Origin of the sequence: Paraburkholderia sp. C35 (genome assembly GCF_003121405.1) — a bacterium.
Lineage (GTDB): Bacteria > Pseudomonadota > Gammaproteobacteria > Burkholderiales > Burkholderiaceae > Paraburkholderia.
In genome coordinates this window covers 1-23,133 of sequence record NZ_QBUY01000102.1, presented here as the reverse complement: position 1 = coordinate 23,133, position 23,133 = coordinate 1, and the positions used below count along the sequence as shown (strand labels likewise).

Genomic DNA, 23,133 nt, shown 5'->3' with positions numbered 1-23,133 from the left:
CGAGGTGAACGACATGACTGCATACCTGCAAATCCAGCGCCTGCGCAAAACATATGACGACGTGGTCGCCATCGATCAGGTTTCTCTCGACGTGCGCAAAGGCGAGTTCATGACTTTCCTCGGGCCGTCGGGTTCGGGCAAGAGCACGACGCTGTATATCGTCGCGGGCTTTCAGGAGCCGAGCGAAGGGCGTGTGCTGCTCGACGGCAAGCCGCTGCTTTCGGTTGCGCCGAACAAGCGCAACATCGGCATGGTGTTTCAGCGCTATACGCTATTTCCGCATCTGACCGTGGGCGAGAACGTGGCGTTTCCGCTGCGCGTGCGCCGCCGTCCCGACGCGGAGGTGAAGGCGAAAGTCGAACAGATGCTCAAGCTCGTGCATCTGTCCGAATGCCGCGACCGGATGCCCGCGCAACTGTCGGGCGGGCAACAACAGCGTGTCGCGATTGCGCGCGCACTGGCTTACGATCCGCCTGTGCTGCTGATGGACGAACCGCTCTCCGCGCTCGACAAGAAACTGCGTGAAGAAATCCAGCTTGAATTGCGGCGTATTCATCAGGAAACGGGCGTCACGATTCTCTATGTAACGCACGATCAGGAAGAAGCGTTGCGTCTGTCGGATCGCATCGCTGTATTCAACAAGGGGCGTATCGAACAGGTCGGTACGGGCGAAGAACTGTACTCGAATCCGGCATCACGCTTTGTCGCGAGCTTTATCGGCAATTCGAATTTCCTGCCTGTGCGCGTGACGTCGCATAACGACGGCAGCATGCACGGCGTGTTCCCTAACGGACTCGAGGTGTCGTCGGGCAGTTTCAATCCCGCGCTCACGGCAGGCGACGATGGCACGCTGATGATTCGCCCCGAGCAGATGCGCATTCAGGCATTGCGTGATGCAAATGGCGCGGCGGGCTTGCCTGTCACCGTGCGCGACATCACGTATCTCGGCGATGCGATGCATTACGCGGTGGCCACGCCGTGGCAACAGGAAATTTCTATTCGCATGCCGGCTGGGCAGCGTCATGACAACGGGCTCTCGGTCGGTACGCAAGCGTTCGTCGCATGGGAAACACGCGATGTGCGGCTCTTCGCTCAGGCGTGACGACGGCCATGAGTGACGCACTGCCATCGCTGAAAGTCGAGCGCCGCACGACGACGTTGCGCGAACTCGTGCTGGAGAAAATGCGTGCCGCGATTGTCGATGCGCATTTTCGGCCCGGCGAGCGGCTTGTCGAGCGTACGCTGTGTGAAGAACTGGGCGTGAGTCGCACAGTCGTGCGTGAAGTACTGCGGCATCTGGAAACAGAAGGACTGGTCGATTCGCTTCCGAACCAGGGGCCGATTGTCGCGATACTCGATCTCGATACGGCCGCGGAGATCTACGAAATACGCGCGCTACTGGAGGGCGAAGCTGCGATGGCCTGCGCGCAGCACGCTGACGAAAGCACTCACTCGGAACTCGCCGGATGCATCGAAAAGATTCAAGCCGCGTTCGATGCACAGGATCATCAGGCTGTGCGCGCGCTCACGTCTGCTTTCTATGAGTGCATGTTCACGGGCGGCAAGAAGAGCGTCGCGTGGGACATCGTGCAATCGCTCACGGCGCGGATCAACCGGTTGAGAGCATTGACGATCGCTTCCGACGATCGCGGGCGCCAGGCCGTTCAGGAGATGCGCCGGATACTGGCCGCCATCCGTGCGCATGCCCCACTCGAGGCTCGCGATGCCGCTGTGGCGCACGTCGAGCGGGTGGCGGAGATCGCTCGCCAGGTGTTGCGCGAAGGGCAGGAGCATGCAGCCGTACGCAGTGGAGTAGGGCCGATGTAAGGCTTTTATCGATGCATCGACTCGCGCTTGTCGTCGAGTCGATGCGCACACGCCGAAATGGTTTGACCAGCGAGGAAATCTCGGAGTAAAAACACTCAGATCCGTATCGCTACGTCCTCAGCGTTCACTTACGCGGGGCATGCGCATTCGGATAGCCGTGGTTGCATGTTTGCTTACGTATGGAATGAGCGTTCGATTTGCCTGAGACTTGCCTGGAATACGCACTCTCTATCGGAGGTACGACGGCCATGATCACCTACTACAGGTTGGGCGGCGGCAAGCGGCTCTGCGACATCGTGTTCGCCGGCAGCCATGACGCGGGTATCACGGGCGGCGACGCCAACGTCCAGACTCAGGATCTCGACATCTTCGAGCAGGCCAAGGCCGGCGTGCGCCTGTTCGATCTGCGGATTGCAGCCACCAAGAATTTGACGCTGTCTTCCGCTCCGGTGACGCTGAAGGCCTTCCATGCCGATCCGAAGCTGACGCACCTGAAGGAAAAGAAAGACAAGACGGTCTTCGATCTAGGTGGCAGAAGGACTGACGTCACGACCACCAAGCTGCCACTGGACGGCGCGTTCGGCATGCGGCTCGTCGACATGCTGAAACAGGCGAAGGACTTCGTGAAATACAACGGCAGCGAATTCCTGCTGCTGAAAATCGACAAGTGCACGAACTGGGCGATCATCGCGGAGATCTGCACGCGGGAGTTGGGCACCTCGCTCTACATGGACACGGGCAGCCTCAACGAGAAGACACTCGACCAGCTGAAGAAACACGTCGTCGTGCTCTTCACGCAGAAAGGCATCGACGAAGTCGCTGGCCAGGGCTATCTGTCGTCGACCGGGATATGGGGTTGCAAGCGCCTCGAGGATGGCACTGGCTACAGCAGCGGCTACGACGGCCTGCAATACGTCGGCAAGGGCGGCACGAACGCGCTCAACGGCGACAGCGACATGGGCAAGATCGCGTCCAACATCGAGAAGCAGAGTGCGTTGATGTTAGTCGGCGCACGCAATTCCGCTCCCGAGGTAATGGGGATGATGTACTGGACGACCACCGGCCTGAAGCGAAGCATCCGGGAGCGCAACTCGACCATGTGGGGACCGGACAACCGTCCGACCGCACTCACCGAGCTATGGATGGCCGGCTTCGGCGAGGCGATCGAATCGCGGCTGCCGACCTATGTCTCGTCGACCGATTACACGAACGGTGTCGCGCTGAAGGTGTTCATGCCCAACATCGTCATGGTTGATTTCGCCGACATCGACAAGGGCAAGTTCATCTACGAACTGAACACGAAGGCGACCACCGAGCTCACCGAGACCGCACGCAAGATCGAGAAGGCGCGCAAGCTGGCGCAAGGCCAGGGCCGCCGCCAGCAGCGGCCCAGCCTGTTCTGAGTGCCACTGGCCTCGCGCAGACCCTAACGCACGCTCTCCAACGCCTGCGCGAACCGCTTGACTGCCCCTTCGACATCATGCAGCTTGTCTAACCCGAACAGCCCAATCCGAAACGTCTTGAAGTCGGCTGGCTCGTCGCATTCGAGCGGCACGCCGGCTGCGATCTGCAATCCCGCATCGGCGAATTTCTTGCCGCTGCGTATCCCATCGTCATCCGTATAGCAGACCACCACGCCCGGAGCCTGAAAACCCTCAGCCGCGACGCTCCTGAAGCCCGCCCCGGTCAAGAGCGAACGGATACGCGCACCCAGTTCCAGCTGCTCTGCTTTCACCTTGTCGAAACCATATGCATCGGTTTCCTTCATGACATCGCGAAGGATCGCGAGTCCGTCGGTGGGCATCGTCGCATGATAGGCAAAGCCACCCTTCTCATAGGCTTCCATGATCTGCAGCCACTTGCGCAGATCGCAGGCGAAACTGGTGCTGGTCGTGGCGTCGATTCTTTCGCGTGCAAGCGGGCTGAGCATGACCAGTCCGCAGCAGGGCGATGCGCTCCATCCTTTCTGCGGCGCGCTGATCAGGACATCGACGCCGCTCGCCACCATGTCCACCCACACCGTACCCGAGGCGATGCAATCGAGCACGAACATGCCGCCAACCGCATGGACAGCGTCAGCCTCCGCGCGCACATAGCCGTCAGGCAACATCATTCCCGATGCCGTTTCGACATGCGGTGCAAAGACCAGATCCGGTTTGTGTTCGTTGATCGCGGCGACCACTTCTTCGATGGGAGCCGGTGCAAATGCAGCTTGCCTTCCCTGTTCGACGGGCCGCGCCTTCAACACGACGGACTCGGACGGAATGCCGCCCATGTCGAATATCTGCGACCAGCGGAAACTGAACCAGCCATTGCGGATAACCAGACACTTTTTGTTCGTCGCAAACTGCCGCGCAACGGCTTCCATGCCGAACGTCCCGCTGCCGGGGACCACGACGACTGCGTTTGCGTTATAGACCTTCTTTAGTGACGCGGAAATGTCGCGCATGACGCCCTGGAAAAGCTGCGACATGTGATTGATTGATCGGTCGGTATAAACGACTGAGTATTCGAGGAGTCCATCGGGATCGACATCGGGGAGTAAGCCTGGCACGTTCGTCTCCGGTAATAGTTCGAATAAAGGAACCGACAACAGATTCTATCGAAAGCCAACTGCAACGGCATCGGCCGAGACGTGCGCATCTACATATCGGGTTTCTCCGGCATGCCGAAACTGTCGGCTCACAGCGTTTGAAAACACTCAAGCGGCAATAATCGGCACGATTGTGAACCTTCGCTGCAGTGCGGTCTTGAAGCGCGTCACGTCGCGTTCAAGCGCCTGTTTTCCTGTCCCAAGGCGGATCATCGCCGAACGCTCCGGCGAGGTAATCGACGAACCGGCGCACCTTGAGCGGTATGCGCTGTGCGCTCGGATACACCGCCTGAATCGTGAGATCGGCTGCACGATAGGCCGGCAGCAGCGGCACCAGTTCGCCGCGCCGCAGGTGCTCGCCAAACACGAATGTCGGTCCATACGTGATACCCGCTCCAGCGAGGGCAGCGGCGAGCAGCATTTGCGTATTGTTGACGGCCATCCGGCATGGCCCGTCGATGACGTGCGCGCGATGTCTCGCATCGAGCAGGGTCCAGTCGCCGCCCGACACGGCCTCGCTGAACGCAAGCCGCGTCATGCGCCGCAAGTCGTCCGGCTTGTGCGGCGTGCCGTGGCGCTCGAGGTATGAAGGCGAGGCACACACGACCATTCTGCACGGCGCAAGCCGGCGCATCACCACGCCAGGATCTTTCAGCCGTCCGATCCGGATTGCCACGTCGATGCCTGCATCCATGAGATCGACATAGCGGTCTCCGAGCAGCACTTCCACGTCGACGTGAGGATGATCCTCCAGATAGCGCGCGACGACTTCGCCCAGGTGCATTGCACCAAACGTCACAGGGGCCGCTACGCGCAGCACGCCGCGCACTGAGCCTTGTGCATCGGCTGCTTCACGGTTCGCTTCATCGAAGGCTTCGAGGATGTGCTTGCTGCGCTCATAGTAAGTCTGGCCCGCCTCGGTCAGGCTCAAACGCCGCGTCGTGCGCTGCAGCAACCGGACATTCAATTCATCCTCGATGGCACTCACGTGCTTGCCGGCCATTGCCGCCGACAGCCCGAACCGGCGCGCGGCAGCGGCGAGACTGCCTTCTTCGACAGCCGCGACGAATACGCCCAAGCTCGTCAACCGGTCCATTTTGCCCTCCCATTCGATAACCATATTATCGACTGACGACACTGTTGCAGCAATTATCAAGCAGAAGACTTGAATCTACCATTCAGCCATTCACTCACGGAAAGGGGCCGGAAATGGAAATCGACACGAACGGGACGCGGATTCACGTTGCGCAGCAGGGCAGCGGCGATCTGGCGCTGGTGTTCCTGCATTACTACGGCGGCTCGTCGCGGACATGGGACGGCGTGGCGAGCGCGCTAGCCGACGGGTATCGCATCGTCGCGACCGATCACCGGGGTTGGGGCAAGTCCGCGGCGCATGTCGATGGTTACGGCATCGCCGATCTTGCCGTCGATGCCGAAGGCGTGATTCAGGCGCTAGGTCTTGCGCGCTACGTTCTCGTCGGGCATTCGATGGGTGGCAAGGTCGCGCAACTGATCGCCTCGCACCGGCCGCGCGGGCTTGAAGGCCTCGTGCTGGTGGCGCCGTCGCCGCCGTCGCCCGCGTCGCTCTCCGACGAAGAACGCGCGATGTTGACGGGCGCCTATCAGTCGCGCGAATCGGTCGAGTTCGTGATCGATCACGTGCTGACGGCGAAATCACTCGATGCGACCCAGCGCGAGCAGGTGATCGAGGACAGTCTGAAGGGCGCGCCGCAGGCCAAAGCGGGCTGGCCGAATGTGGCGATGCGGGAAGACATTAGCGCGGAGGTCGTGTCGATCGACGCACCGACTATCGTCATCTCGGGCGAACTCGATCAGGTGGATCGTGTGGCAACGCTTCAAGCGGAACTGATGCCGCGTATCCCGCACGCTGCGATGCACATCTTGCCCGGAGTCGGGCACTTGTCACCGCTGGAGGCGCCGGCTGAGTTGGCGCAAATCATCGCGCGGTTCGTTGCGGGGATCGAATCGGGGATTGCGGTGTGAGTGATCGTTGCACAGTGGCATGATCTGATGGATGGATCGAGACAAAAAAATCACGGAGGTCGCATTCGCTAACGGATTCGACCATCCTGCACACTGTAGCCATGCGTGAGGAGACATCAGTGGACACCGTATCCCGCATAAGGATGTTCATGCATCTTGTATTGGGCATCGTCACAGCAGTCGCCGGGGCGGCGGCATCGGGCAATGCATGGGCCGATAGCAACGCCGTGACGATCGGGTTCATCACCGACTTCTCCGGCCTGTACGCCGAAGGAGACGGACAGGGCGGCCTCGAGGCTATACGCATGGCGGTTGCCGACTTCGGCGGCAAGGTCAACGGCATCCCTGTCAAAGTGCTATACGCCGATCATCAGAACAAGGCCGACATCGCCGCGTCCGTGGCACGCGAATGGATTGATCGGGATGGCGTCGATATGATCATCGGCGGAACGAATTCGGCAACGGCGCTTTCCACTAACCAGATCGCGAGTGAGAAGAAGATCCCTTACATCAACGTAGGCTCGGGAGCTGATACGCTGACCAACGAACAGTGCACACCCTACACGGTGCACTACGCTTACGACACGATGGCGCTCGCCAAGGTTGCCGCTTCCGCCATCACGAAACGAGGCGGCAAGACCTGGTACTTCGTGACGGCCGACTATGCGTTCGGCAAGTCGCTGGAAAAGAACGCTTCAGACGTCGTGAAGGCGAATGGCGGCAAGGTTCTCGGCGCGGTGCGTCACCCGTTATCGGCTTCCGATTTCTCTTCATTCCTGCTGCAGGCGCAGCAATCGAATGCGCAGGTTCTTGCGCTTGCCAATGCAGGCGGCGATGCCGTCAATGCGATCAAGGCTGCCAACCAGTTCGGTATTCCGAAGACGATGACCATTGCCGCGCTACTCGTCTTCATCACGGATATTCATAGTTTGGGTCTGGCGACAGCGCAGCATCTTCTGCTGACCGACAGCTGGTACTGGAACAAGGATGCGCAGACACGCAAGTGGTCCGAACGCTTCTTCGACAAAACGAAAAGAATGCCCACGAGCCTGCACGCAGCCGATTACTCCGCGACGTTGACCTATCTGAAAGCGGTTCAGCGTGTCGGATCGACCAACCCTGGTCAGGTCATGGCAGAACTCAAAAGGCAGAAGATCGACGACATCTACACGAAAGGGTATATCCGCGACGACGGCACCATGATTCACGACATGTATCTGATGCAGGTAAAAACGCCGGAGGAATCGAAAGAGCTGTGGGACTACTACAAGGTTGTCGACACCGTTGCCGGCGAGCAGGCTTTCGGCACCAAAGCCGAATCACGCTGCCCGCTATGGAAATGAGAGCAATCGTGAATGGCAGTCACATGCAACGTATGACCGGCGAGTTGAACGGGAAGCGATAGAAGGTAATATGCAACTCGCCGCATCATGACCCGACGCGGCCCGGACGTGTACATGCTCTGACATTCCGTAAGGCGACAGCCCATGCGAACACTTTTGGCGATATGGATTCTTTGCCTGTCCTCGCAATTCGCTCACGCAGCAGGCATCAGATTCGTCACCATTCCAGCAGATACCAGCGGCCCCGCATTGAAAGCCGCCATATGGACGCCATGCGCCGATCCCGCACAGGATCTGACCATTGGCCCCTATGTGTTGCATGGCCGGCGCGACTGTCCCACTGCCGGCAATCATTTGCCACTCGTCGTGATTTCGCACGGCCACGGCGGATCGTACTTCGGGCATCACGATCTTGCCGAAACACTGGCAGACGCCGGTTTCGTCGTCGCAGCGATCAATCATCCGGGCGACACATTCTCCGACATGAGCCGTGCAGCCGAACTATTGGAGTTCATCGAGCGACCGATCGACATCAAGCGGTTGATCGACTACATGGTCTCCACGGCCCCGGAAGCAGACAGAATCGACGCAAGCCGCATCGGCTTCTTTGGCTTCTCTCGCGGCGGCTACACAGGGCTTGCATTAGCGGGCGGCAATCCCGACTTCGTTCATGCCAACGTGCCTTGCGACGATAACTATCCTATTTGCAAGGAACTTCACCAGAGCAACCTGCCGCCTGTCACGGTCGTGCATGACGCGAGAATCAAGGCTTATGTACTGGCCGATCCGCTCAATGAGTTTCCCGAGCGCAGCGATCTTAAGCATGTGCAAGTGCCCATCCAGCTTTGGGCATCACAATATGGCGGAGACGGTGTATTGCCTGAAACATCACCGGCGCTTGCCGATGCGCTGCCTCAGCGCCCTGAGTTTCATGTCGTGCCGCAGGCCGCACATTTCGCCTTTCTCGCGCCGTGCTCGCCATCGCTCAAGCAAAGTGCTCCCGAGATCTGCGACGATGCACAGGGATTCGACCGGACTGAATTTCATCACCAGTTCGATCAGATGGCGCTGCGATTCTTTAACAAAAGTCTTGGCAGTCAACAGACTGCCAAAGCGAACCCGTAGCTGATAATCGTGGGATGCACCCTATGCATCCCACAATCGATTAAACCGCTTACTTGTCTGCGGTTTCGACGGCTTCATCGAGCAACGGATAGTCGTTGTATCCGGCTTCATCGTCGGTATAGATCGTCTCGGGGTTGACCGTGTTCAGCGTTGCGCCACGCCGGAATCGCTCGACCAGATCGGGGTTGGCGACAAAGTGCCGCCCGAATGCTGCGGCGTCGCCTTCACCTCGCGCGATAGCCTGTTCGGCGCTCTCTTTCGTCAGCCCTTCATTGAGGATAAACGCGCCATTGAAGATGCGCCGGACATCGCGCCCGATGCGTTCGTCGCCACGATCCAGCGACTCGCGCGCAAAGATAAACGCAATGCCGCGAGCGTTCAGTTGCTCGGCCACATGGCGGAACAGGGCGCGCGGATTCGAGTCGTGCATCGAATACGAACTCGACATCAGATTCAAATGCACGCCAACACGGTTGGCCGGCCAGACGGTGAGCAGCGCATCGACGGCTTCAAGCAGGAAGCGCGCACGATTTTCGATCGAACCGCCATAGCGATCCGTCCGTTTGTTCGATCCGTCATGAAGAAACTGATCGAACAGATAGCCGTTTGCCGCGTGAAGCTCGACGCCGTCGAATCCGGCGCGTTTGGCATGCTCCGCGCCACGCCGGAAATCTTCGACGATGCCGGGAATCTCGTCTGTTTCCAGTGCGCGCGGCACGGTGTAGCCGCGCATGGGACGGATACGTGTGACGTGGCCTTCGGGTGCGATGGCGCTCGGTGCGACGGGCGGTTGTCCGTCCTGGTAGACCGGGTCCGACACACGTCCGACGTGCCATAGCTGCGACACGATCAGACCGCCATTCGCATGAACTGCCGACGTGACCTGCTTCCATCCTTCGCCCTGCTTTTCGCTCCAGATGCCCGGCGTATTCGGATAGCCGACGCCTTGCTGCGTCACCGACGTTGCTTCCGTGATGATCAGCCCTGCGCTCGCGCGCAGCGCGTAATGCTGCGCGTTCAGCGGGCCGGGCGCGCGTTCGTCGAAGGCGCGCATGCGGGTAAGCGGCGCCATGATGATGCGGTTGCGCAGTTGCAGTGCGCCGATCTGGATCGGGTCGAACAGTGTCGTCATTGAGTGAACCTCGTTCTGGTAGTCGATTGCTGGGCGCTCACAGAACGCGCATGTGCCGATGCACGGCACGCCAGCCCCTACTTGATGTAACAATAGTTGTTACATCGTAGTCCATGCAGATCGGAAGAACAAGATTCGAATTTCGCAATTGAACGATGTTTGATTCGAAAATTGACAGCTTCAGATGTAACCAATATAGTTATATCTGAAGGTAATATAGGAATCTGCGATATGAGCGCGAATAGCCGCCTCACGGTGGCCACTCACATTCTGGCCTGGATGGCGCTCGTCGCACGCGATCGCCCTGATGATCCCGTCACCTCCGAACGCATCGCAGCGAGCGTGAAGACCAACCCTGTGGTGATCCGGCGCACGCTTGGATATCTCGCGAAGGCGGGTCTGGTGCAAAGCTATCGCGGCGTCAACGCGGGGTGGCGCCTCGCAAAACCGGCTGATGACATTTCCTTGCTGGATGTGTTCGATGCGCTCGAAGAAGGGCCACAGTTCGCGTTGCATGCGACGCAACCCAGTCAACGGTGTCCCGTCGGGCGTGGTGTCGGTCCGACATTGAGCCGCGTCTACGATTCGATCGACGAAGCCGTGCGAAACACGCTGGCGGCAAAAACGATCTCGGCAGTGCTCGCCGAGACAATGGAAACGCAGCGTTCTAAAACTTCCCGCTGAACCCTGCGCTGTGCCACGCCGTTATTCGACGGGCGGAACCGCGCCCTCGGATAGCGTCTTTAGCAGGCGCGCACGGCGGCGCTCGAGATCCGCAATCTGCTGGTCAATAGCATCGAGACGTTTGCGCTGCACGTCGCTGATCTGATCGCACGAGCGGGCACCGTCTATCAGCAACATGCAATCCGGGAACGCGCGAATATCGTCGATGGTGAATCCCGTTGCAATCATCCGCTGAATTTGCCGCACCTGCGTGACGGCCTTGTCCGGAAACATACGATACCCATTGCTGGCGCGCACCGACGCGAGCAGACCGTGCTCGTCGTAATGACGGATAGAGCGCACGCTCGCGCCCGTAATCTGCGCGAGTTCGCCGATGGTCAGTAACTTCTCTGCAGGCAATTTGCTCATGAAAAAAAGAATAGCAGATTTCGCTTGACTCTCACATCAGTGTGAGGGTTGAAGCTGGAGTCTGTTAATTCTGGAGTTCATCATGCTTGGGCAAATGTTCTATCGCGCGTTGCTTGCTGCCGTCTCGGCCAGCACGCTGTTTGCAGCATCGGCGGGCGCCGTCGCTGCACCTTCCAGCTACACGGTCGTATCGAAGGACGGCGTGCGGCTCGACGTACAGGAAAGCGGCAATCCTGACGGTCCGCCTATCATCCTGATTCATGGGTTGCTGGGCAGCCGTCTGAACTGGGACGGGCAGGTGCATAGCCCGGCGCTGCGTCAGTACCGCATCATTACTTATGATCTGCGTGGTCACGGCCTGTCGGACAAGCCTGCCGGCGCGGAACCGTATCGCGACGGACGCCGCTGGGCCGACGATCTCGCTGCCGTAATCAAGGGTTCGCACGCGGCGAAGCCCGTGCTGGTAGGCTGGTCGCTCGGCGGTGTCGTGATCTCGAACTATCTCGCAGCCTATGGCGATGGCGATATTGCCGGCGCGGTGTATGTGGATGGCGTGGTCGAACTGGCAGCAGGGCAGATCGTTGCGCATCCTGAGGTGTATCGCGACATGACTTCGCCGGATCTGAAAACGCATCTGGACGGCGAACGTACGTTCGTTGGTTTGTGCTTCAACAGGCAGCCCGATGCGCAGACCTTCTCACGTCTACTGGCTAATGCCGCGATGGCGTCGTGGGACATGCAGCAAGCCGTCCCTGGCATGAGCGTGTTTGCGGCTGAAGGGCTTGGCCGCGCACACGTGCCGTTGCTGTTCATCTACGGCGGACGCGATGCTCTCGTCGACACGCGGCAGACACTCGCGCGGGCAGCCGAACTGAACCCGCGCATCGCCAGCAAGGTCTACGCCGAATCGGGTCACGCGCCCTTTATCGAGGAACCCGAGCGGTTCAATCGCGATCTGGCGGAGTTTGTCCAGTCCGTGACACGCTAGACAGCACCACACCCGCAAGGATCGATCATGACGCACGGCACCGCTCGACTGTCTTCAGACGGCTTTTTTCCGGGTTTCAGCAGGCTCGAAGCCGATACGGATGGCGTGGTTTTCAGTGGCGTGACAGGCGGATCGGGACCGCCCGTGCTGCTGCTGCACGGCTATCCGCAAACGCATGTTGCGTGGCGGCTGATTGCGCCGGCGCTTGCGCGGTCTTATACCGTCGTCGTGCCCGATCTGCCTGGATACGGCGCGAGCCGCACCGGCAGTGACCAGCCGCGCTGGACGAAGCGTCGCGTTGCGCACGCGCTTGCCGGTTTGATGACACATCTGGGGCATGAGCAGTTCGCCGTTGCCGGGCATGATCGCGGCGCGCGTGCGGGGTATCGGCTGGCGCTCGATCATCCCGCGCGTGTTGCCGCATACGCATCGCTGACCGTGATCCCCACGCTCGATGCGTTCGCGGGCGTGGATACGCGCTTTGCGCTGAATGCATGGCACTGGTTCTTTCTCGCACAGCCGTTCGATCTGCCTGAGCGCATGCTGTCTGCCGACCCCGATGCCTTCATCGATGCCGCACTGTCGAAGATGGCGGGCGGTCTCGACAGGATCGATCCGCTGGCGCTCGATCACTATCGCGCTGCGTTTCGCGATCCTGACGTGCGTCACGCCATCTGCGAAGACTATCGTGCGGCAGCGGCAGAAGACCTTCAGCATGATGCCGACGATTTCGATGCAGGCAACAAGCTCGCATGCCGCGTGTTGATGCTATGGAGCGAGCAGGAGCAGCGCTCGCGCAAGGTGTCACCACTCGACGTGTGGTCGAAGTGGGCCGCGCATGTGACAGGCAGGGCGCTGCCCGGCGGCCATCTGCTGCCTGAGGATGCGCCCGACGAGGTGCTGTCCGCGCTCATGCCGTTTCTTGCAGACGCGTTTTGTGGATCATGACGTTCCCTCGGTGATCCCAAGAACCTGAAACGCAGAAATCCATCCATTGCACCAATGTGCCTGTCAGGTCAGATGAAGCCGGCTGAAAGCGTGGCGAGCGGCTCCTGGCCGTCAAGCGGTGCGGATCTGTCGACAGGCAGCCGGCCACGCCCACGCCGGTTTCTCTCACCGACATCGCAACTTGTTCCTGACAGGCAAGACTGTTGTGTCCGGCCATGACGTCCGAACCCTGATTCGACCGCCTACATTTGCACCTATTGGAGCCTTCAGGCTGATCGGCGTCGATGCCGATCGTACTTGCCTCGAGGCGCGGTATGGCGGCGCATGAGCGCCCACCTTCCACTTCAGGAGCAGATATGAGCGAAGCAGATCAACCCATGGTGCGCGAACTGGATCATTTCATCGACGGCGTTCACGCTGCGGGCGCCAGTGGGCGTTTCAATGATGTCTACGATCCGGCGCAAGGTCTTTTGACGGCGCACGTACCCGTCGCGAGCAGCGCCGAAGTATCGGCTGCCGTTGCCGCTGCGAAGGCGGCCTTCGAAACATGGAGCGAAACCCCGCCGATCAAGCGGGCCCGTTTGATGTTCCGCTTCAAGGAACTGCTCGAACAGCACGCCGACGAACTCGCCGAAATCATCACGCGCGATCACGGCAAACTGTTTTCAGACGCGAAAGGCGAGGTCATGCGAGGCATCGAGATCGTCGAATTTGCGTGTGGCATTCCGAATCTGCTGAAGACCGATTACACCGATCAGATCAGCGGCGGCATCGACAACTGGAATCTGCGGCAACCGCTTGGTGTCACAGCGGGCGTCACGCCGTTCAACTTCCCGATGGTGGTGCCTTGCTGGATGTTCGTGATGGCCGCCGCAACCGGCAACACGTTCATTCTCAAGCCCTCGGAGCGCACGCCTTCGGCGTCGATCCGCCTCGCCGAACTGTTCATCGAAGCAGGCTTTCCCAAGGGTGTCTTCAACGTCGTACACGGCGACAAGTCGGTGGTCGACGCGTTGATCCAGCATCCCGATGTGGCGGCCATCTCGGTGGTTGCATCGACGCCGGTTGCAGAATACATCTACGCCGAAGGGGCCAAACGCGGCAAGCGCGTGCAGGCGCTGGGCAGCGCGAAAAATCATCTGGTGGTGATGCCCGATGCCGATCTCGACCGGACAGTCGACGCCATCATCGCGTCGGCGTATGGGTCAGCCGGAGAGCGCTGCATGGCGACCTCGGTCGTGGTGGCGGTGGGCCGTACCGGCGATGAACTGATCGCGCGTCTCGCGCCGCGCGTGCGTGCGTTGAGGATCGGCGGTGGCATGGAACCCGATCTCGACATGGGGCCGCTTATCAGCGCGGCACATCGCAACAAGGTGACGGGTTATATCGAAGCAGGCTTCGCGGCGGGCGCGGACTTGGTGGTCGACGGTCGCGGCCACACTGTACCGGGTCACGAAGCAGGCTTCTTCCTGGCGGGTACGCTGTTCGACAACGTGACACCTGATATGAAGATCTACAAGGAAGAGATCTTCGGGCCGGTGCTGTCGGTTGTTCGCGTGCCCGATCTTGCGGCGGCCATTGCGCTGGTCAACGCACACGAGCTTGGCAATTGCGTGTCGCTTTACACAGCCGATGGCAGTGCTGCGCGCACGTTCTCGCGCAAGATTCAGGCGGGCATGGTGGGCATCAACCTGCCGAGCCCGGTGCCGCCTGCATGGCATTCGTTCGGCGGCTGGAAGCGCTCGCTGTTCGGCGATCATCACGCGTATGGCGAAGAGGCCGTGCGCTTCTATACGCACTACAAGAGCGTGATGCAGCATTGGCCTGACACACAGCAGTAATCGAAGCCGTCAGACGGGCGTGATGTCGGCGAGTTCGCGCGAAACACGCTCGCGCAGACGAGGTGTCACGAAGTTCAGGAACGCGCGCAGCTTCAATGGCAAGGGCGCCTGGCCCTTGTGCACGAGCTGGATGGGCAGTGGTGCCGACTCGAATGCATCGAGCACCACGGCCAGCGAGTTGCTGCGAACCGCGCTGGCAACCTGATAAGACAGCACACGGATGAGGCCGACGCCGAGCATCGCGGCGTCGATCGCGGCCTCTGCCGTGTTGACGGCGAACCGCGAGCGCACCGGCACCGAAAGCTCCGACTTGCCCGACCCAAACGACCACGCACGCATCGATTCGAGTACTTCGAAAGTGATGCATTCATGCTCGCCGAGATCTTTAGGTTCGGCGGGCACACCTCGCGCTGCGAGATACGCGGGACTCGCGCAAACCACACGGCGCACCTTGCCGACGCCCGTCGCCATCAGCGTGCTATCGGGCAATTCACCAATGCGGATCGCGGCATCGACATGCTCGTCCATCAGATGCACGACGCGATCCGTGAGGATGAGACGAATGTCGATCTCGGGATAGTGCGCGAGAAACTCCGCCACGACGGGCACGACATGCAGACGCCCGAATACGACGGGCGCCGTTACCGTGAGTTCTCCCTTGGGTGCCGTGTACTCGCCCGTTGCAGCGCGCTCGGCCTCGCCGATCTCTTCGAGAATGCGCCGGCATGCGGCGACGTATGAGGCACCCGCTTCCGTCAATGAAAGCTGACGCGTCGTGCGAAGAAGCAGACGTGTTTTCAGATGCGATTCCAGTTCTCCCACCTTGCGGCTGACGGATGCCAGCGGAATGTCGAGCTGCCGCGCAGCCGCCGACAGGCTGCCTGCATCGACAACGGCAATGAGGATCGACATGGATTCGAGACGGTTCATGAAGCCTATCAAACGATGGAAGGATGATTCCTAATCCTGATGGATTCTCTTGGCTAAATCAAGCGCGTAACGTTCAAACCTGAGTCTGGAACTGCAGCATATCGCTGCAAATACAGTCATTCGGATCAAGGAGAACGTCTTGCGCGGCCTGCCCAAAAACGAGAGTTTGAATACACCCGCCATCGCGTCGCGCGGCAAGATCGTCATGATGGCGATCATCGCGGGCGCGGTGATCACCAACCTCTATTGCACCCAGCCGATCCTGCCGTTGATCGCAGCATCGATGCATGTCGATCTGACGACAGTCGATCTCGTCGCAGCGGCAGCGTTGCTCGGCTTTTCCGGCGGGCTGGCCTTGCTGTTGCCGCTCGGCGATCGCTTCGACCGGCGCAAGCTGGTGCTCGCACAGATTGCACTGGCTATCGTGTTCGGCGTGGGCGCAGCCTGCGCACCCGGCATCTGGGCGTTGATCGCAGCCTGCTTCGGTCTTGGCATCGTCAGCTGCGTGCCGCAGCAACTCGTGCCGTTCGCGGCGGTGATGTCGCTGCCAGCCGAGCGGGGCAAGTCGGTGGGCACGGTGGTCAGCGGCATCATGCTCGGCATTCTGCTGGGCCGCACGATCGCGGGCGTGATCGGCGCGGCGTATGGCTGGCGGGCAGTCTATGGCGCCGAAGCGGCATTCATGGTGCCGGTGTGGATCGCCGCCGCTGTGCTGCTGCCGCGCGGTGTGCCTTCCACGAATCTTTCGTACGGCCGTCTGCTCGCGTCGCTGTGGCCGCTGGCGCGCGACAACAAGCCGATCCGCGAATCGATGATCGTTCAGGCATTGCTGTGGGCCTGCTTCAACGCGTTCTGGGTCAACCTTGCGGCGCTGCTGGCGAGCGGCCCGTGGCATCTCGGCAGTGCATGGGCGGGCGGCTTCGGCATCATCGGCGCGGCAGGTGCATTCGCTGCTTCGTTCAGCGGCCGCGCGGCCGACCGCATCGGGACGCGCCGCGTCGTGGGCGCCAGCATCGGCATCGTGACTGCCGCCTATGTGCTGCGCTCGGGTGCGAACACATCGCTGGCGTTGCTGGTGATCGGCGTGATCGTGCTCGATATCGGCGTGCAGGCGGGTCTCGTTTCCAACCAGACGCGTGCCTTCTCAGTCGATCCGAAAGCACAAGGCCGCATCAACAGTCTGTACATGACCGCGACCTTCTTTGGCGGAGCGCTCGGCACCGTGATCAGCGGCTGGCTGATGACGCGTTTCGGCTGGACGGGCATCGTCGCCTTCGGCATTGCGCTCGGTCTGATTGCCACCGCCATTCACATGATTGGCACGCCGCGCGGCAAAACGCGCCAGCAAGGTGCGCAAGTTGAAGTAGCGGTTCAAACGAATGGAGTGTCGTCGAACCCGGACTGAATCGGGGCACAGGGAGTCTGACCGCCGGCACTCGCGAAGATCCGCGTTTCAACCGGCTCTGAAGCAGTGGAGTGTTTATGCTTGGCATCGTGCGCATTGCGCTAAAAAGGCCCTACACCTTCGTGGTGCTGGCCGTTGTTATCCTGATTGGTGGTGTGCTGTCGGCCTTCCGTACGCCAACCGATATTTTCCCGTCGATCAACATTCCCGTGATCAGTGTCGTATGGCAATACACGGGTTTGTCGCCTGATCAGATGGAAGGCCGTGTGATGGCTCCGTTCGAACGGGTGCTGACGACCACGGTGAACGGCGTCGAACATATCGAGGGAACGTCGTTGACGGGCTATGGCATCGTCAAGATCTTCTTTCAGCCGGGCACCAACATCGGTACGGCGAATGCGCAGGTCACGGCCATTTCGCAGCAGATTCTCAAGCAGCTGCCTCCAGCATCGACGCCGCCATTCATCATCAACTACAACGCGTCGACGGTGCCGATCATTCAGCTCGCGCTGTCGGGGAAGGGGCTGTCTGAACAGAACCTCGCGGACCTCGGCAAGAACCAGTTGCGTCCGGTTCTGGCGACGGTAGCCGGTGCTGCGATACCGTTTCCGTTCGGCGGCAAGGACCGGCAGGTTCAGATCAACGTCAAGCCATCGGCACTCGAAGCGCTCGGTCTGTCCGCGCAGGATGCACTCAACGCGCTCGGCGTGCAGAACCTCGTGACACCCGTCGGCACGCAGAAGATCGGCAATTACGAATACACGCTGCAACTGAACGATGCACCGACGACCATCGGCGCCATCGCCGATCTGCCCGTGAAGGCGGCGAACGGCACCGTGATTCATATGCACGACATCGCCGACGTGGCGGACGGTAGTCCGCCGCAGCCGAACATCGTGCATGTGGCGGGCAAGCGCTCGGTGCTGCTCACGGTGTACAAGAACGGCTCGGCGTCGACGCTGGCGATCATCAGCGGCATCAGAAAGAAAGTGGACGATGCCAAAGCGTCGTTGCCCGACGCGTTGCAGATCGATGCCATCGGCGATCAATCGATCTTCGTGCGCTCGGCCATTACAGGCGTGGCACGTGAAGGGCTGATTGCGGCCTTGCTGACCAGCGTGATGATCCTGCTGTTTCTCGGCAGCTGGCGCTCGACGCTCATCATCGCAACATCGATTCCGCTCGCGATTCTCGGCTCGATCTCCATGCTGTCGATGCTCGGCGAAACGCTGAACATCATGACGCTCGGCGGCCTCGCACTCGCCGTAGGGATTCTCGTCGACGATGCCACCGTCACGATCGAAAACATCAACTGGCATCTCGAGCAGGGCAAGCCGGTCGAGAGCGCGATTCTCGATGGCGCTGCGCAGATCGTCACGCCCGCATTCGTGTCGTTGCTGTGCATCTGCATCGTGTTCGTGCCGATGTTCTTTCTCGACGGTGTAGCGCGTTTCCTGTTCGTGCCGATGGCGGAATCGGTGATCTTCGCGATGGTGTCGTCGTTCGTGCTGTCGCGCACGCTCGTGCCGACCATGGCGAAGTATCTGCTCAAGCCGCATGCACAAGCGGGCGAAGCGACGCGGCATGAAGCGCCGGGCGCATTTGCCCGCTTTCATCGCGCGTTCGAGCGCAGCTTCGACAACCTCCGTTCGAACTACAGCGCGATGCTCGAGCTTGTGCTGACACGCCGTCGCGGATTCGTGCCGATGTTCTTTGCGTTCGTGGTGCTGTCGTTTGCGTTGATGCCGCTGCTGGGCCGCAACTTCTTTCCTGATGTCGATGCAGGCCAGATTCTGCTGCATGTGCGTGCTCCCGTCGGCACGCGCGTCGAGCGGACCTCCGAAGTGTTCGCCGAAGTCGAGGCGCAGGTGCGTGCGACCATTCCGCCTGCCGAACTGGGCACCATGGTGGACAACATCGGCCTGTCGACCAGTTCGATCAACACGGCCTACAACAACACGGGCACGATCGGTCCGCAGGATGGCGACATCCAGATTTCGCTCAAGGAAGGCCATCAGCCGACGGCCACCTATGTGCGCACGCTGCGCGAAGCATTGCCGCGCGCGTTTCCCGGCGTCACGTTCTCGTTCCCGCCCGCCGATATCGTCAGTCAGATCCTGAACTTCGGCTCGCCGGCACCGATCGACGTGCAGATTCGCGGCAACAATCTGCCTGCGGATTTCGCCTACGCCGATGTGTTGCTGCGGCAGATCCGGCACGTGCCAGGTGTGGTCGATGCACGCATCGAGCAGTCGCAGTCGAATCCGCAACTCAATATCGACGTGGATCGCGACCGTGCATCGCTGCAAGGCATTACCGAGCGCGATGTCACCAACAGTCTAGTGGTGCACATGGCGGGTTCCAGTCAGATCAATCCGACCTACTGGCTCAATCCGGCGAATGGCGTGGAGTACTCGGTGGTGCTGCAGACGCCGCAATACAGCCTCGATTCGCTGTCGTCGCTGGTGAACCTGCCGCTGTCGGGCGCAGCGGCGGCCAACGAAGGCCAGATCCTCGGTGGCGTGGCGGGCATTCATCGCACGGCGAGCAACGAGGTTGTCAGCAACTACAACGTGCAGCCGATGGTCGAGCTGTTCGCGACGACGCAAGGCCGCGATCTCGGCGCAATCGCTGCCGACATCCGGCACATCATCGCCGCCAACGCGAAAGGCGCGCCGAAGGGCGCCAGGGTGGTGCTGCTGGGCCAGGCGCAGACGATGAACAACGCGTTCGCCGGTTTGTCGTTCGGGCTGCTCGGCGCGGTCGTGCTGATCTATCTGCTGATCGTCGTCAACTTCCAGTCGTGGGCCGATCCCGCCGTGATCGTGGCCGCGTTGCCGGGTGCGCTGGCGGGCATCGTGTGGATGCTGTTCGCGACCGACACCACGCTCTCGGTCCCTGCATTGACGGGCGCCATCATGTGCATGGGCGTGGCGACGGCCAATTCGATCCTGGTGGTGAGCTTTTGCCGCGAGCGTCTCGCATTGCACGGCGATGCGTTCAAGGCCGCTCTGGAGGCCGGCGTGAGCCGCTTCCGTCCCGTGCTGATGACGGCACTGTCGATGATCATCGGCATGGCGCCGATGGCACTGAGTCTCGGTGAAGGCGGCGAGCAGAACGCGCCGCTGGGCCGCGCGGTGATCGGCGGATTGCTGTTCGCGACGGTGGCCACGCTGTTCCTCGTGCCCGCTGTCTTTTGCATGATCCATTCGCGTCGGGGTCATGCTCCGGCGAAGGCAGTTTCCGGAGATTCATATCATGTCATTTGAACCTACATCGCGTGGCGCACTGGCGCAACGTCAGCTTTCACTGGCTGGAATCATCGGCGGCGCGCTCGCCATTCTCATCGTGGCTGGCGGCGTGACGTTGCGCGCGAAGCACGGGCATCAGATCAAGGAATGGACCGAGGCGCAGGCCGTGCCGTCCGTGAACGTCGTCGTGCCGGCGAGAGAAGTGCCTGGCGGCGCGCTCGATCTGCCTGGACGGCTCGAAGCGTTCGAGAGCGCGCCGATCTATGCGCGCGTCAGCGGCTACCTCAAATCGTGGCGCGTCGATATCGGCACGCCCGTGAAGGCGGGTGAAACCCTTGCCGAGATCGAAACACCCGAGCTCGATCAGCAGCTGAATCAGGCGCGAGCCGATCTTGCGAGCGCAAAAGCCGATGCCGAACTCGCGAAGACCACGGCGGCACGCTGGCAAAGCCTGCTCGCGTCCGACTCCGTGTCGCATCAGGAAGTCGATGAGCGCAGCCAGGACGCTGCATCGAAAGCGGCGCGCGTCGCGGCGGCCCAGGCCAATCTCGACAGACTGATTGCGACGAAGGCATTCGCGAAGATCGTCGCGCCCTTCGACGGCGTGATCACCGCGCGCAACACCGATGTCGGCGCATTGATCGATGCAGGCGGCGGGACGGGGCCGCAACTCTTTGCCGTGTCGAACGTGGACAGGCTGCGGGTGTACGTGCGGGTGCCGCAGGAATATGCCCCTGTGATCAGGAAGGGCGGCACGGGCACCTTCACGGTGCCGGAATATCCCGGCAAACGCTTTACGGCAACTGTGGTGGGGCTGGCCGATTCCGTCAACGCGGCATCGGGAACCACGCTGGTGCAGTTGCTGGTCGACAACCCTGACCATCTGCTGCGTCCCGGCGATTTCGTCAATCTGCGCTTTACGCTGCCGGCACGCGCGGGCGCGTTGCGCGTGCCGGCCAGCGCGCTGATCTTCGACGAGAAAGGTTTGCGGCTCGCGACCGTCGATAGTCGCGACACGGTTCACTACAAGTCGGTCGCGATCGTGCAGGATCTGGGCAATGCCGTCGATATTGGTTCGGGCCTGACGGATAGCGACCGCGTGATCGACGCACCGCCCGATGGTCTCGTAGAAGGCGACCGTGTGCAGGTGATTGCCCCGAAGGGCAAGGGAGCGAATCATGGCTAGGTCTCTGACGTTCGCGGCCATTGCCAGCGCGGTGTTGCTCGCCGCGTGTTCGCTCGCGCCGCACTATGAAGTGCCCGATGTGCCTGTCGCCGCGCAGTACAGCACGCAGGGTCCATGGACGGCTGCGAGTCCGGCGGATCAGATCGACCGGGCGGGATGGTGGAAGGTGTATCAGGAGCCTGAACTGGATGCGCTCGAGCAGCGCCTGATTGCGGGCAATCCCGATTTGCGGGCTGCGCTGTTTCACTACGAGCAGGCGCAGGCGTACATCAGGCAGGTGAAATCCCAGGCGTATCCGCAGGTGTCGGCGGCGGGCAATGTGCAGCGTGCGCGCGAATCGGACACGCGGCCGTTGCGCAGCCCGACGGGTCCGACCGACTACAACTCGGCGACGCTCGGCGTGCAGGTCGACTACGAAGTGGACCTGTGGGGACGCGTGCGCGATTCCGTTGCGGCCAGCAAGGACGAAGGACAGGCCAGCCAGGCGGATCTTGCATCGACGCAACTGAGTCTGGAGATCGAGCTTGCGCGCAGCTATATCGATCTGCGCGGTCTCGATCAGCAGATCGAGCTTGTCGAGGCAACCGATGCGGCCTATCAGAAGGCACTCGACCTGACACGCACCCGGCATGGCGCGGGGATCGTATCGGGACTCGACGTGGCGCGGGCGAGCAACCAGTTGTCGTCGGCCGAATCGGACCTGACGCAGATCAGGGCGCGGCGCGCCGTGCTCGAACATGCGATTGCGGTGCTGGTGGCGGCATCGCCATCCGATTTCCACATCGAGCCGGGTACGCGGCGCATTGCGTTGCCGACGATTCCCGTTGGCGTGCCGTCGGCGTTGCTGCAGAGGCGGCCCGATATTGCCGCGGCCGAGCGACGGGTGGCGGAGGCCAATGCGCGGATTGGCGTGGCGCGCTCGGCATATTTTCCGTCGCTGACCTTGAGTGCGCAGGGTGGCGTGCAGAGTTCGGCGCTGGGGTCTCTGTTCAGCCTGCCGAGTTCCTATTGGGCGATCGGGCCGTCGCTTGCCGTGTATCTGATGGATGGCGGGAAGCGGCGCGCCCAGCTCGATGCAGCGAAGGAAGCCACTGAAGAGGCAGGTGCACGTTATCGGAGTGTTGTGCTCGCTTCATTCAGGCAGGTGGAAGATGATCTGACGCTGCTTGATGATCTCGGTACGGCGACCGGGCAGCAACAGGATGCTGCTAATGCTGCTGAGACTTCTGTTGATTTGTCGCTTTCGCGGTATCGGCGTGGGGCGGTGAGCTATCTGGATGTGGTTGAGGCGCAGTCGGCGGCATTGACGGCAGAGCGGAGTGTGATTGTGCTGCGCACGCAGCAGCTGGATGCTGGTGTGGATTTGATTCATGCAGTTGGGGGCCTGTCTCTTAGACACAACTGACGCTGCCGACGATCTTACGCGTGTAGAGGTCGGTGGTGGCCGTATCATTAGAGAAAGCGGGTG

19 protein-coding genes are annotated in these 23,133 nt (G+C 61.0%); 14 read left to right on the top strand and 5 right to left on the bottom strand.

Annotated features, from left to right (window positions below):
• The first annotated feature begins 13 nt into the window (after positions 1-13).
• From DK391_RS35880 to DK391_RS35870, 3 genes are all read left to right on the top strand, one after another.
• Positions 14-1,102, top strand: coding sequence for an ABC transporter ATP-binding protein (locus DK391_RS35880; protein ID WP_109482749.1), 1,089 nt, complete (start codon positions 14-16; stop codon positions 1,100-1,102).
• A gap of 8 nt (positions 1,103-1,110) precedes the next feature.
• A complete protein-coding gene (locus DK391_RS35875) occupies positions 1,111-1,827 on the top strand; it encodes a GntR family transcriptional regulator (RefSeq protein WP_109482748.1) in 717 nt (238 codons plus the stop codon).
• Positions 1,828-2,075: 248 nt separating this feature from the next.
• Positions 2,076-3,230 (top strand): hypothetical protein, encoded by a 1,155-nt coding sequence (locus tag DK391_RS35870; protein ID WP_109482747.1) that lies wholly within the window; start codon positions 2,076-2,078, stop codon positions 3,228-3,230.
• Between the two features lie 23 nt (positions 3,231-3,253).
• On the opposite strand, the gene DK391_RS35865 is transcribed toward DK391_RS35870, so the two are convergent.
• Entirely contained in the window at positions 3,254-4,381 is a 1,128-nt protein-coding gene (locus DK391_RS35865) for an alanine--glyoxylate aminotransferase family protein (RefSeq protein ID WP_109482746.1), read from the bottom strand.
• A gap of 217 nt (positions 4,382-4,598) precedes the next feature.
• Entirely contained in the window at positions 4,599-5,516 is a 918-nt protein-coding gene (locus tag DK391_RS35860; protein WP_109482745.1) for a LysR family transcriptional regulator, read from the bottom strand.
• A gap of 113 nt (positions 5,517-5,629) precedes the next feature.
• Between DK391_RS35860 and DK391_RS35855 the strand changes: the two genes are divergently transcribed.
• The 3 genes from DK391_RS35855 to DK391_RS35845 all read left to right on the top strand — a co-directional run bounded on the left by DK391_RS35855 (position 5,630) and on the right by DK391_RS35845 (position 8,892).
• Positions 5,630-6,424, top strand: coding sequence for an alpha/beta hydrolase (locus tag DK391_RS35855; RefSeq protein ID WP_109482744.1), 795 nt, complete (start codon positions 5,630-5,632; stop codon positions 6,422-6,424).
• 143 nt (positions 6,425-6,567) lie between these two features.
• On the top strand, positions 6,568-7,767 hold the full coding sequence (locus DK391_RS35850) for an ABC transporter substrate-binding protein (RefSeq protein ID WP_109482743.1): 1,200 nt from the start codon (positions 6,568-6,570) through the stop codon (positions 7,765-7,767).
• Between the two features lie 144 nt (positions 7,768-7,911).
• Positions 7,912-8,892, top strand: coding sequence for an alpha/beta fold hydrolase (locus DK391_RS35845; RefSeq protein ID WP_109482742.1), 981 nt, complete (start codon positions 7,912-7,914; stop codon positions 8,890-8,892).
• Positions 8,893-8,941: 49 nt separating this feature from the next.
• Here the strand turns inward: DK391_RS35845 and DK391_RS35840 are convergent, their stop codons facing one another.
• Entirely contained in the window at positions 8,942-10,024 is a 1,083-nt protein-coding gene (locus DK391_RS35840; protein WP_109482741.1) for an alkene reductase, read from the bottom strand.
• Between the two features lie 231 nt (positions 10,025-10,255).
• On the opposite strand from DK391_RS35840, the gene DK391_RS35835 reads away from it, so the two are divergent.
• Complete coding sequence (locus tag DK391_RS35835; RefSeq protein ID WP_109482740.1) at positions 10,256-10,708, top strand: Rrf2 family transcriptional regulator; 453 nt, start codon at positions 10,256-10,258, stop codon at positions 10,706-10,708.
• Positions 10,709-10,729: 21 nt separating this feature from the next.
• On the opposite strand, the gene DK391_RS35830 is transcribed toward DK391_RS35835, so the two are convergent.
• On the bottom strand, positions 10,730-11,116 hold the full coding sequence (locus DK391_RS35830) for a MerR family transcriptional regulator (RefSeq protein ID WP_109482739.1): 387 nt from the start codon (positions 11,114-11,116) through the stop codon (positions 10,730-10,732).
• An 82-nt stretch (positions 11,117-11,198) separates the two neighbouring features.
• Here DK391_RS35830 and DK391_RS35825 point away from each other — a divergent pair, with 82 nt between their 5' ends.
• From DK391_RS35825 to DK391_RS35815, 3 genes are all read left to right on the top strand, one after another.
• Positions 11,199-12,104 (top strand): alpha/beta hydrolase, encoded by a 906-nt coding sequence (locus tag DK391_RS35825; RefSeq protein WP_109482738.1) that lies wholly within the window; start codon positions 11,199-11,201, stop codon positions 12,102-12,104.
• A 27-nt stretch (positions 12,105-12,131) separates the two neighbouring features.
• Entirely contained in the window at positions 12,132-13,052 is a 921-nt protein-coding gene (locus tag DK391_RS35820; RefSeq protein ID WP_109482737.1) for an alpha/beta hydrolase, read from the top strand.
• A 356-nt stretch (positions 13,053-13,408) separates the two neighbouring features.
• The gene (locus DK391_RS35815) at positions 13,409-14,893 is read left to right on the top strand and encodes a CoA-acylating methylmalonate-semialdehyde dehydrogenase (protein WP_109482736.1); all 1,485 of its coding nucleotides are present in this window, start codon (positions 13,409-13,411) and stop codon (positions 14,891-14,893) included.
• A gap of 9 nt (positions 14,894-14,902) precedes the next feature.
• Here DK391_RS35815 and DK391_RS35810 read toward each other — a convergent pair whose 3' ends face one another.
• Positions 14,903-15,823, bottom strand: coding sequence for a LysR family transcriptional regulator (locus DK391_RS35810; protein WP_109482735.1), 921 nt, complete (start codon positions 15,821-15,823; stop codon positions 14,903-14,905).
• A gap of 139 nt (positions 15,824-15,962) precedes the next feature.
• Between DK391_RS35810 and DK391_RS35805 the strand changes: the two genes are divergently transcribed.
• The 4 genes from DK391_RS35805 (at position 15,963) to DK391_RS35790 (ending at position 23,070) form a co-directional block, all read left to right on the top strand.
• Positions 15,963-17,228, top strand: a complete 1,266-nt coding sequence (locus DK391_RS35805; RefSeq protein WP_109482734.1) for an MFS transporter — start codon at positions 15,963-15,965, stop codon at positions 17,226-17,228.
• A gap of 77 nt (positions 17,229-17,305) precedes the next feature.
• A complete protein-coding gene (locus DK391_RS35800; protein WP_109482733.1) occupies positions 17,306-20,497 on the top strand; it encodes an efflux RND transporter permease subunit in 3,192 nt (1,063 codons plus the stop codon).
• On the top strand, positions 20,487-21,665 hold the full coding sequence (locus tag DK391_RS35795) for an efflux RND transporter periplasmic adaptor subunit (protein WP_109482732.1): 1,179 nt from the start codon (positions 20,487-20,489) through the stop codon (positions 21,663-21,665). Before DK391_RS35800 ends, DK391_RS35795 begins: the two co-directional genes overlap by 11 nt.
• A complete protein-coding gene (locus DK391_RS35790; RefSeq protein WP_109482731.1) occupies positions 21,658-23,070 on the top strand; it encodes an efflux transporter outer membrane subunit in 1,413 nt (470 codons plus the stop codon). Before DK391_RS35795 ends, DK391_RS35790 begins: the two co-directional genes overlap by 8 nt.
• Positions 23,071-23,133: the final 63 nt, after the last annotated feature.

Excerpts from the sequence above, each read along its gene's own strand:
- DK391_RS35880 (WP_109482749.1), top strand. The coding sequence starts at position 14 with ATGACTGCATACCTGCAAATCCAGCGCCTGCGCAAAACATATGACGAC.
- DK391_RS35875 (WP_109482748.1), top strand. The coding sequence starts at position 1,111 with ATGAGTGACGCACTGCCATCGCTGAAAGTCGAGCGCCGCACGACGACG.
- DK391_RS35870 (WP_109482747.1), top strand. The coding sequence starts at position 2,076 with ATGATCACCTACTACAGGTTGGGCGGCGGCAAGCGGCTCTGCGACATC.
- DK391_RS35860 (WP_109482745.1), bottom strand. The coding sequence starts at position 5,516 with ATGGACCGGTTGACGAGCTTGGGCGTATTCGTCGCGGCTGTCGAAGAA.
- DK391_RS35855 (WP_109482744.1), top strand. The coding sequence starts at position 5,630 with ATGGAAATCGACACGAACGGGACGCGGATTCACGTTGCGCAGCAGGGC.
- DK391_RS35850 (WP_109482743.1), top strand. The coding sequence starts at position 6,568 with ATGTTCATGCATCTTGTATTGGGCATCGTCACAGCAGTCGCCGGGGCG.
- DK391_RS35845 (WP_109482742.1), top strand. The coding sequence starts at position 7,912 with ATGCGAACACTTTTGGCGATATGGATTCTTTGCCTGTCCTCGCAATTC.
- DK391_RS35840 (WP_109482741.1), bottom strand. The coding sequence starts at position 10,024 with ATGACGACACTGTTCGACCCGATCCAGATCGGCGCACTGCAACTGCGC.
- DK391_RS35835 (WP_109482740.1), top strand. The coding sequence starts at position 10,256 with ATGAGCGCGAATAGCCGCCTCACGGTGGCCACTCACATTCTGGCCTGG.
- DK391_RS35830 (WP_109482739.1), bottom strand. The coding sequence starts at position 11,116 with ATGAGCAAATTGCCTGCAGAGAAGTTACTGACCATCGGCGAACTCGCG.
- DK391_RS35825 (WP_109482738.1), top strand. The coding sequence starts at position 11,199 with ATGCTTGGGCAAATGTTCTATCGCGCGTTGCTTGCTGCCGTCTCGGCC.
- DK391_RS35820 (WP_109482737.1), top strand. The coding sequence starts at position 12,132 with ATGACGCACGGCACCGCTCGACTGTCTTCAGACGGCTTTTTTCCGGGT.
- DK391_RS35815 (WP_109482736.1), top strand. The coding sequence starts at position 13,409 with ATGAGCGAAGCAGATCAACCCATGGTGCGCGAACTGGATCATTTCATC.
- DK391_RS35810 (WP_109482735.1), bottom strand. The coding sequence starts at position 15,823 with ATGAACCGTCTCGAATCCATGTCGATCCTCATTGCCGTTGTCGATGCA.
- DK391_RS35800 (WP_109482733.1), top strand. The coding sequence starts at position 17,306 with ATGCTTGGCATCGTGCGCATTGCGCTAAAAAGGCCCTACACCTTCGTG.
- DK391_RS35795 (WP_109482732.1), top strand. The coding sequence starts at position 20,487 with ATGTCATTTGAACCTACATCGCGTGGCGCACTGGCGCAACGTCAGCTT.
- DK391_RS35790 (WP_109482731.1), top strand. The coding sequence starts at position 21,658 with ATGGCTAGGTCTCTGACGTTCGCGGCCATTGCCAGCGCGGTGTTGCTC.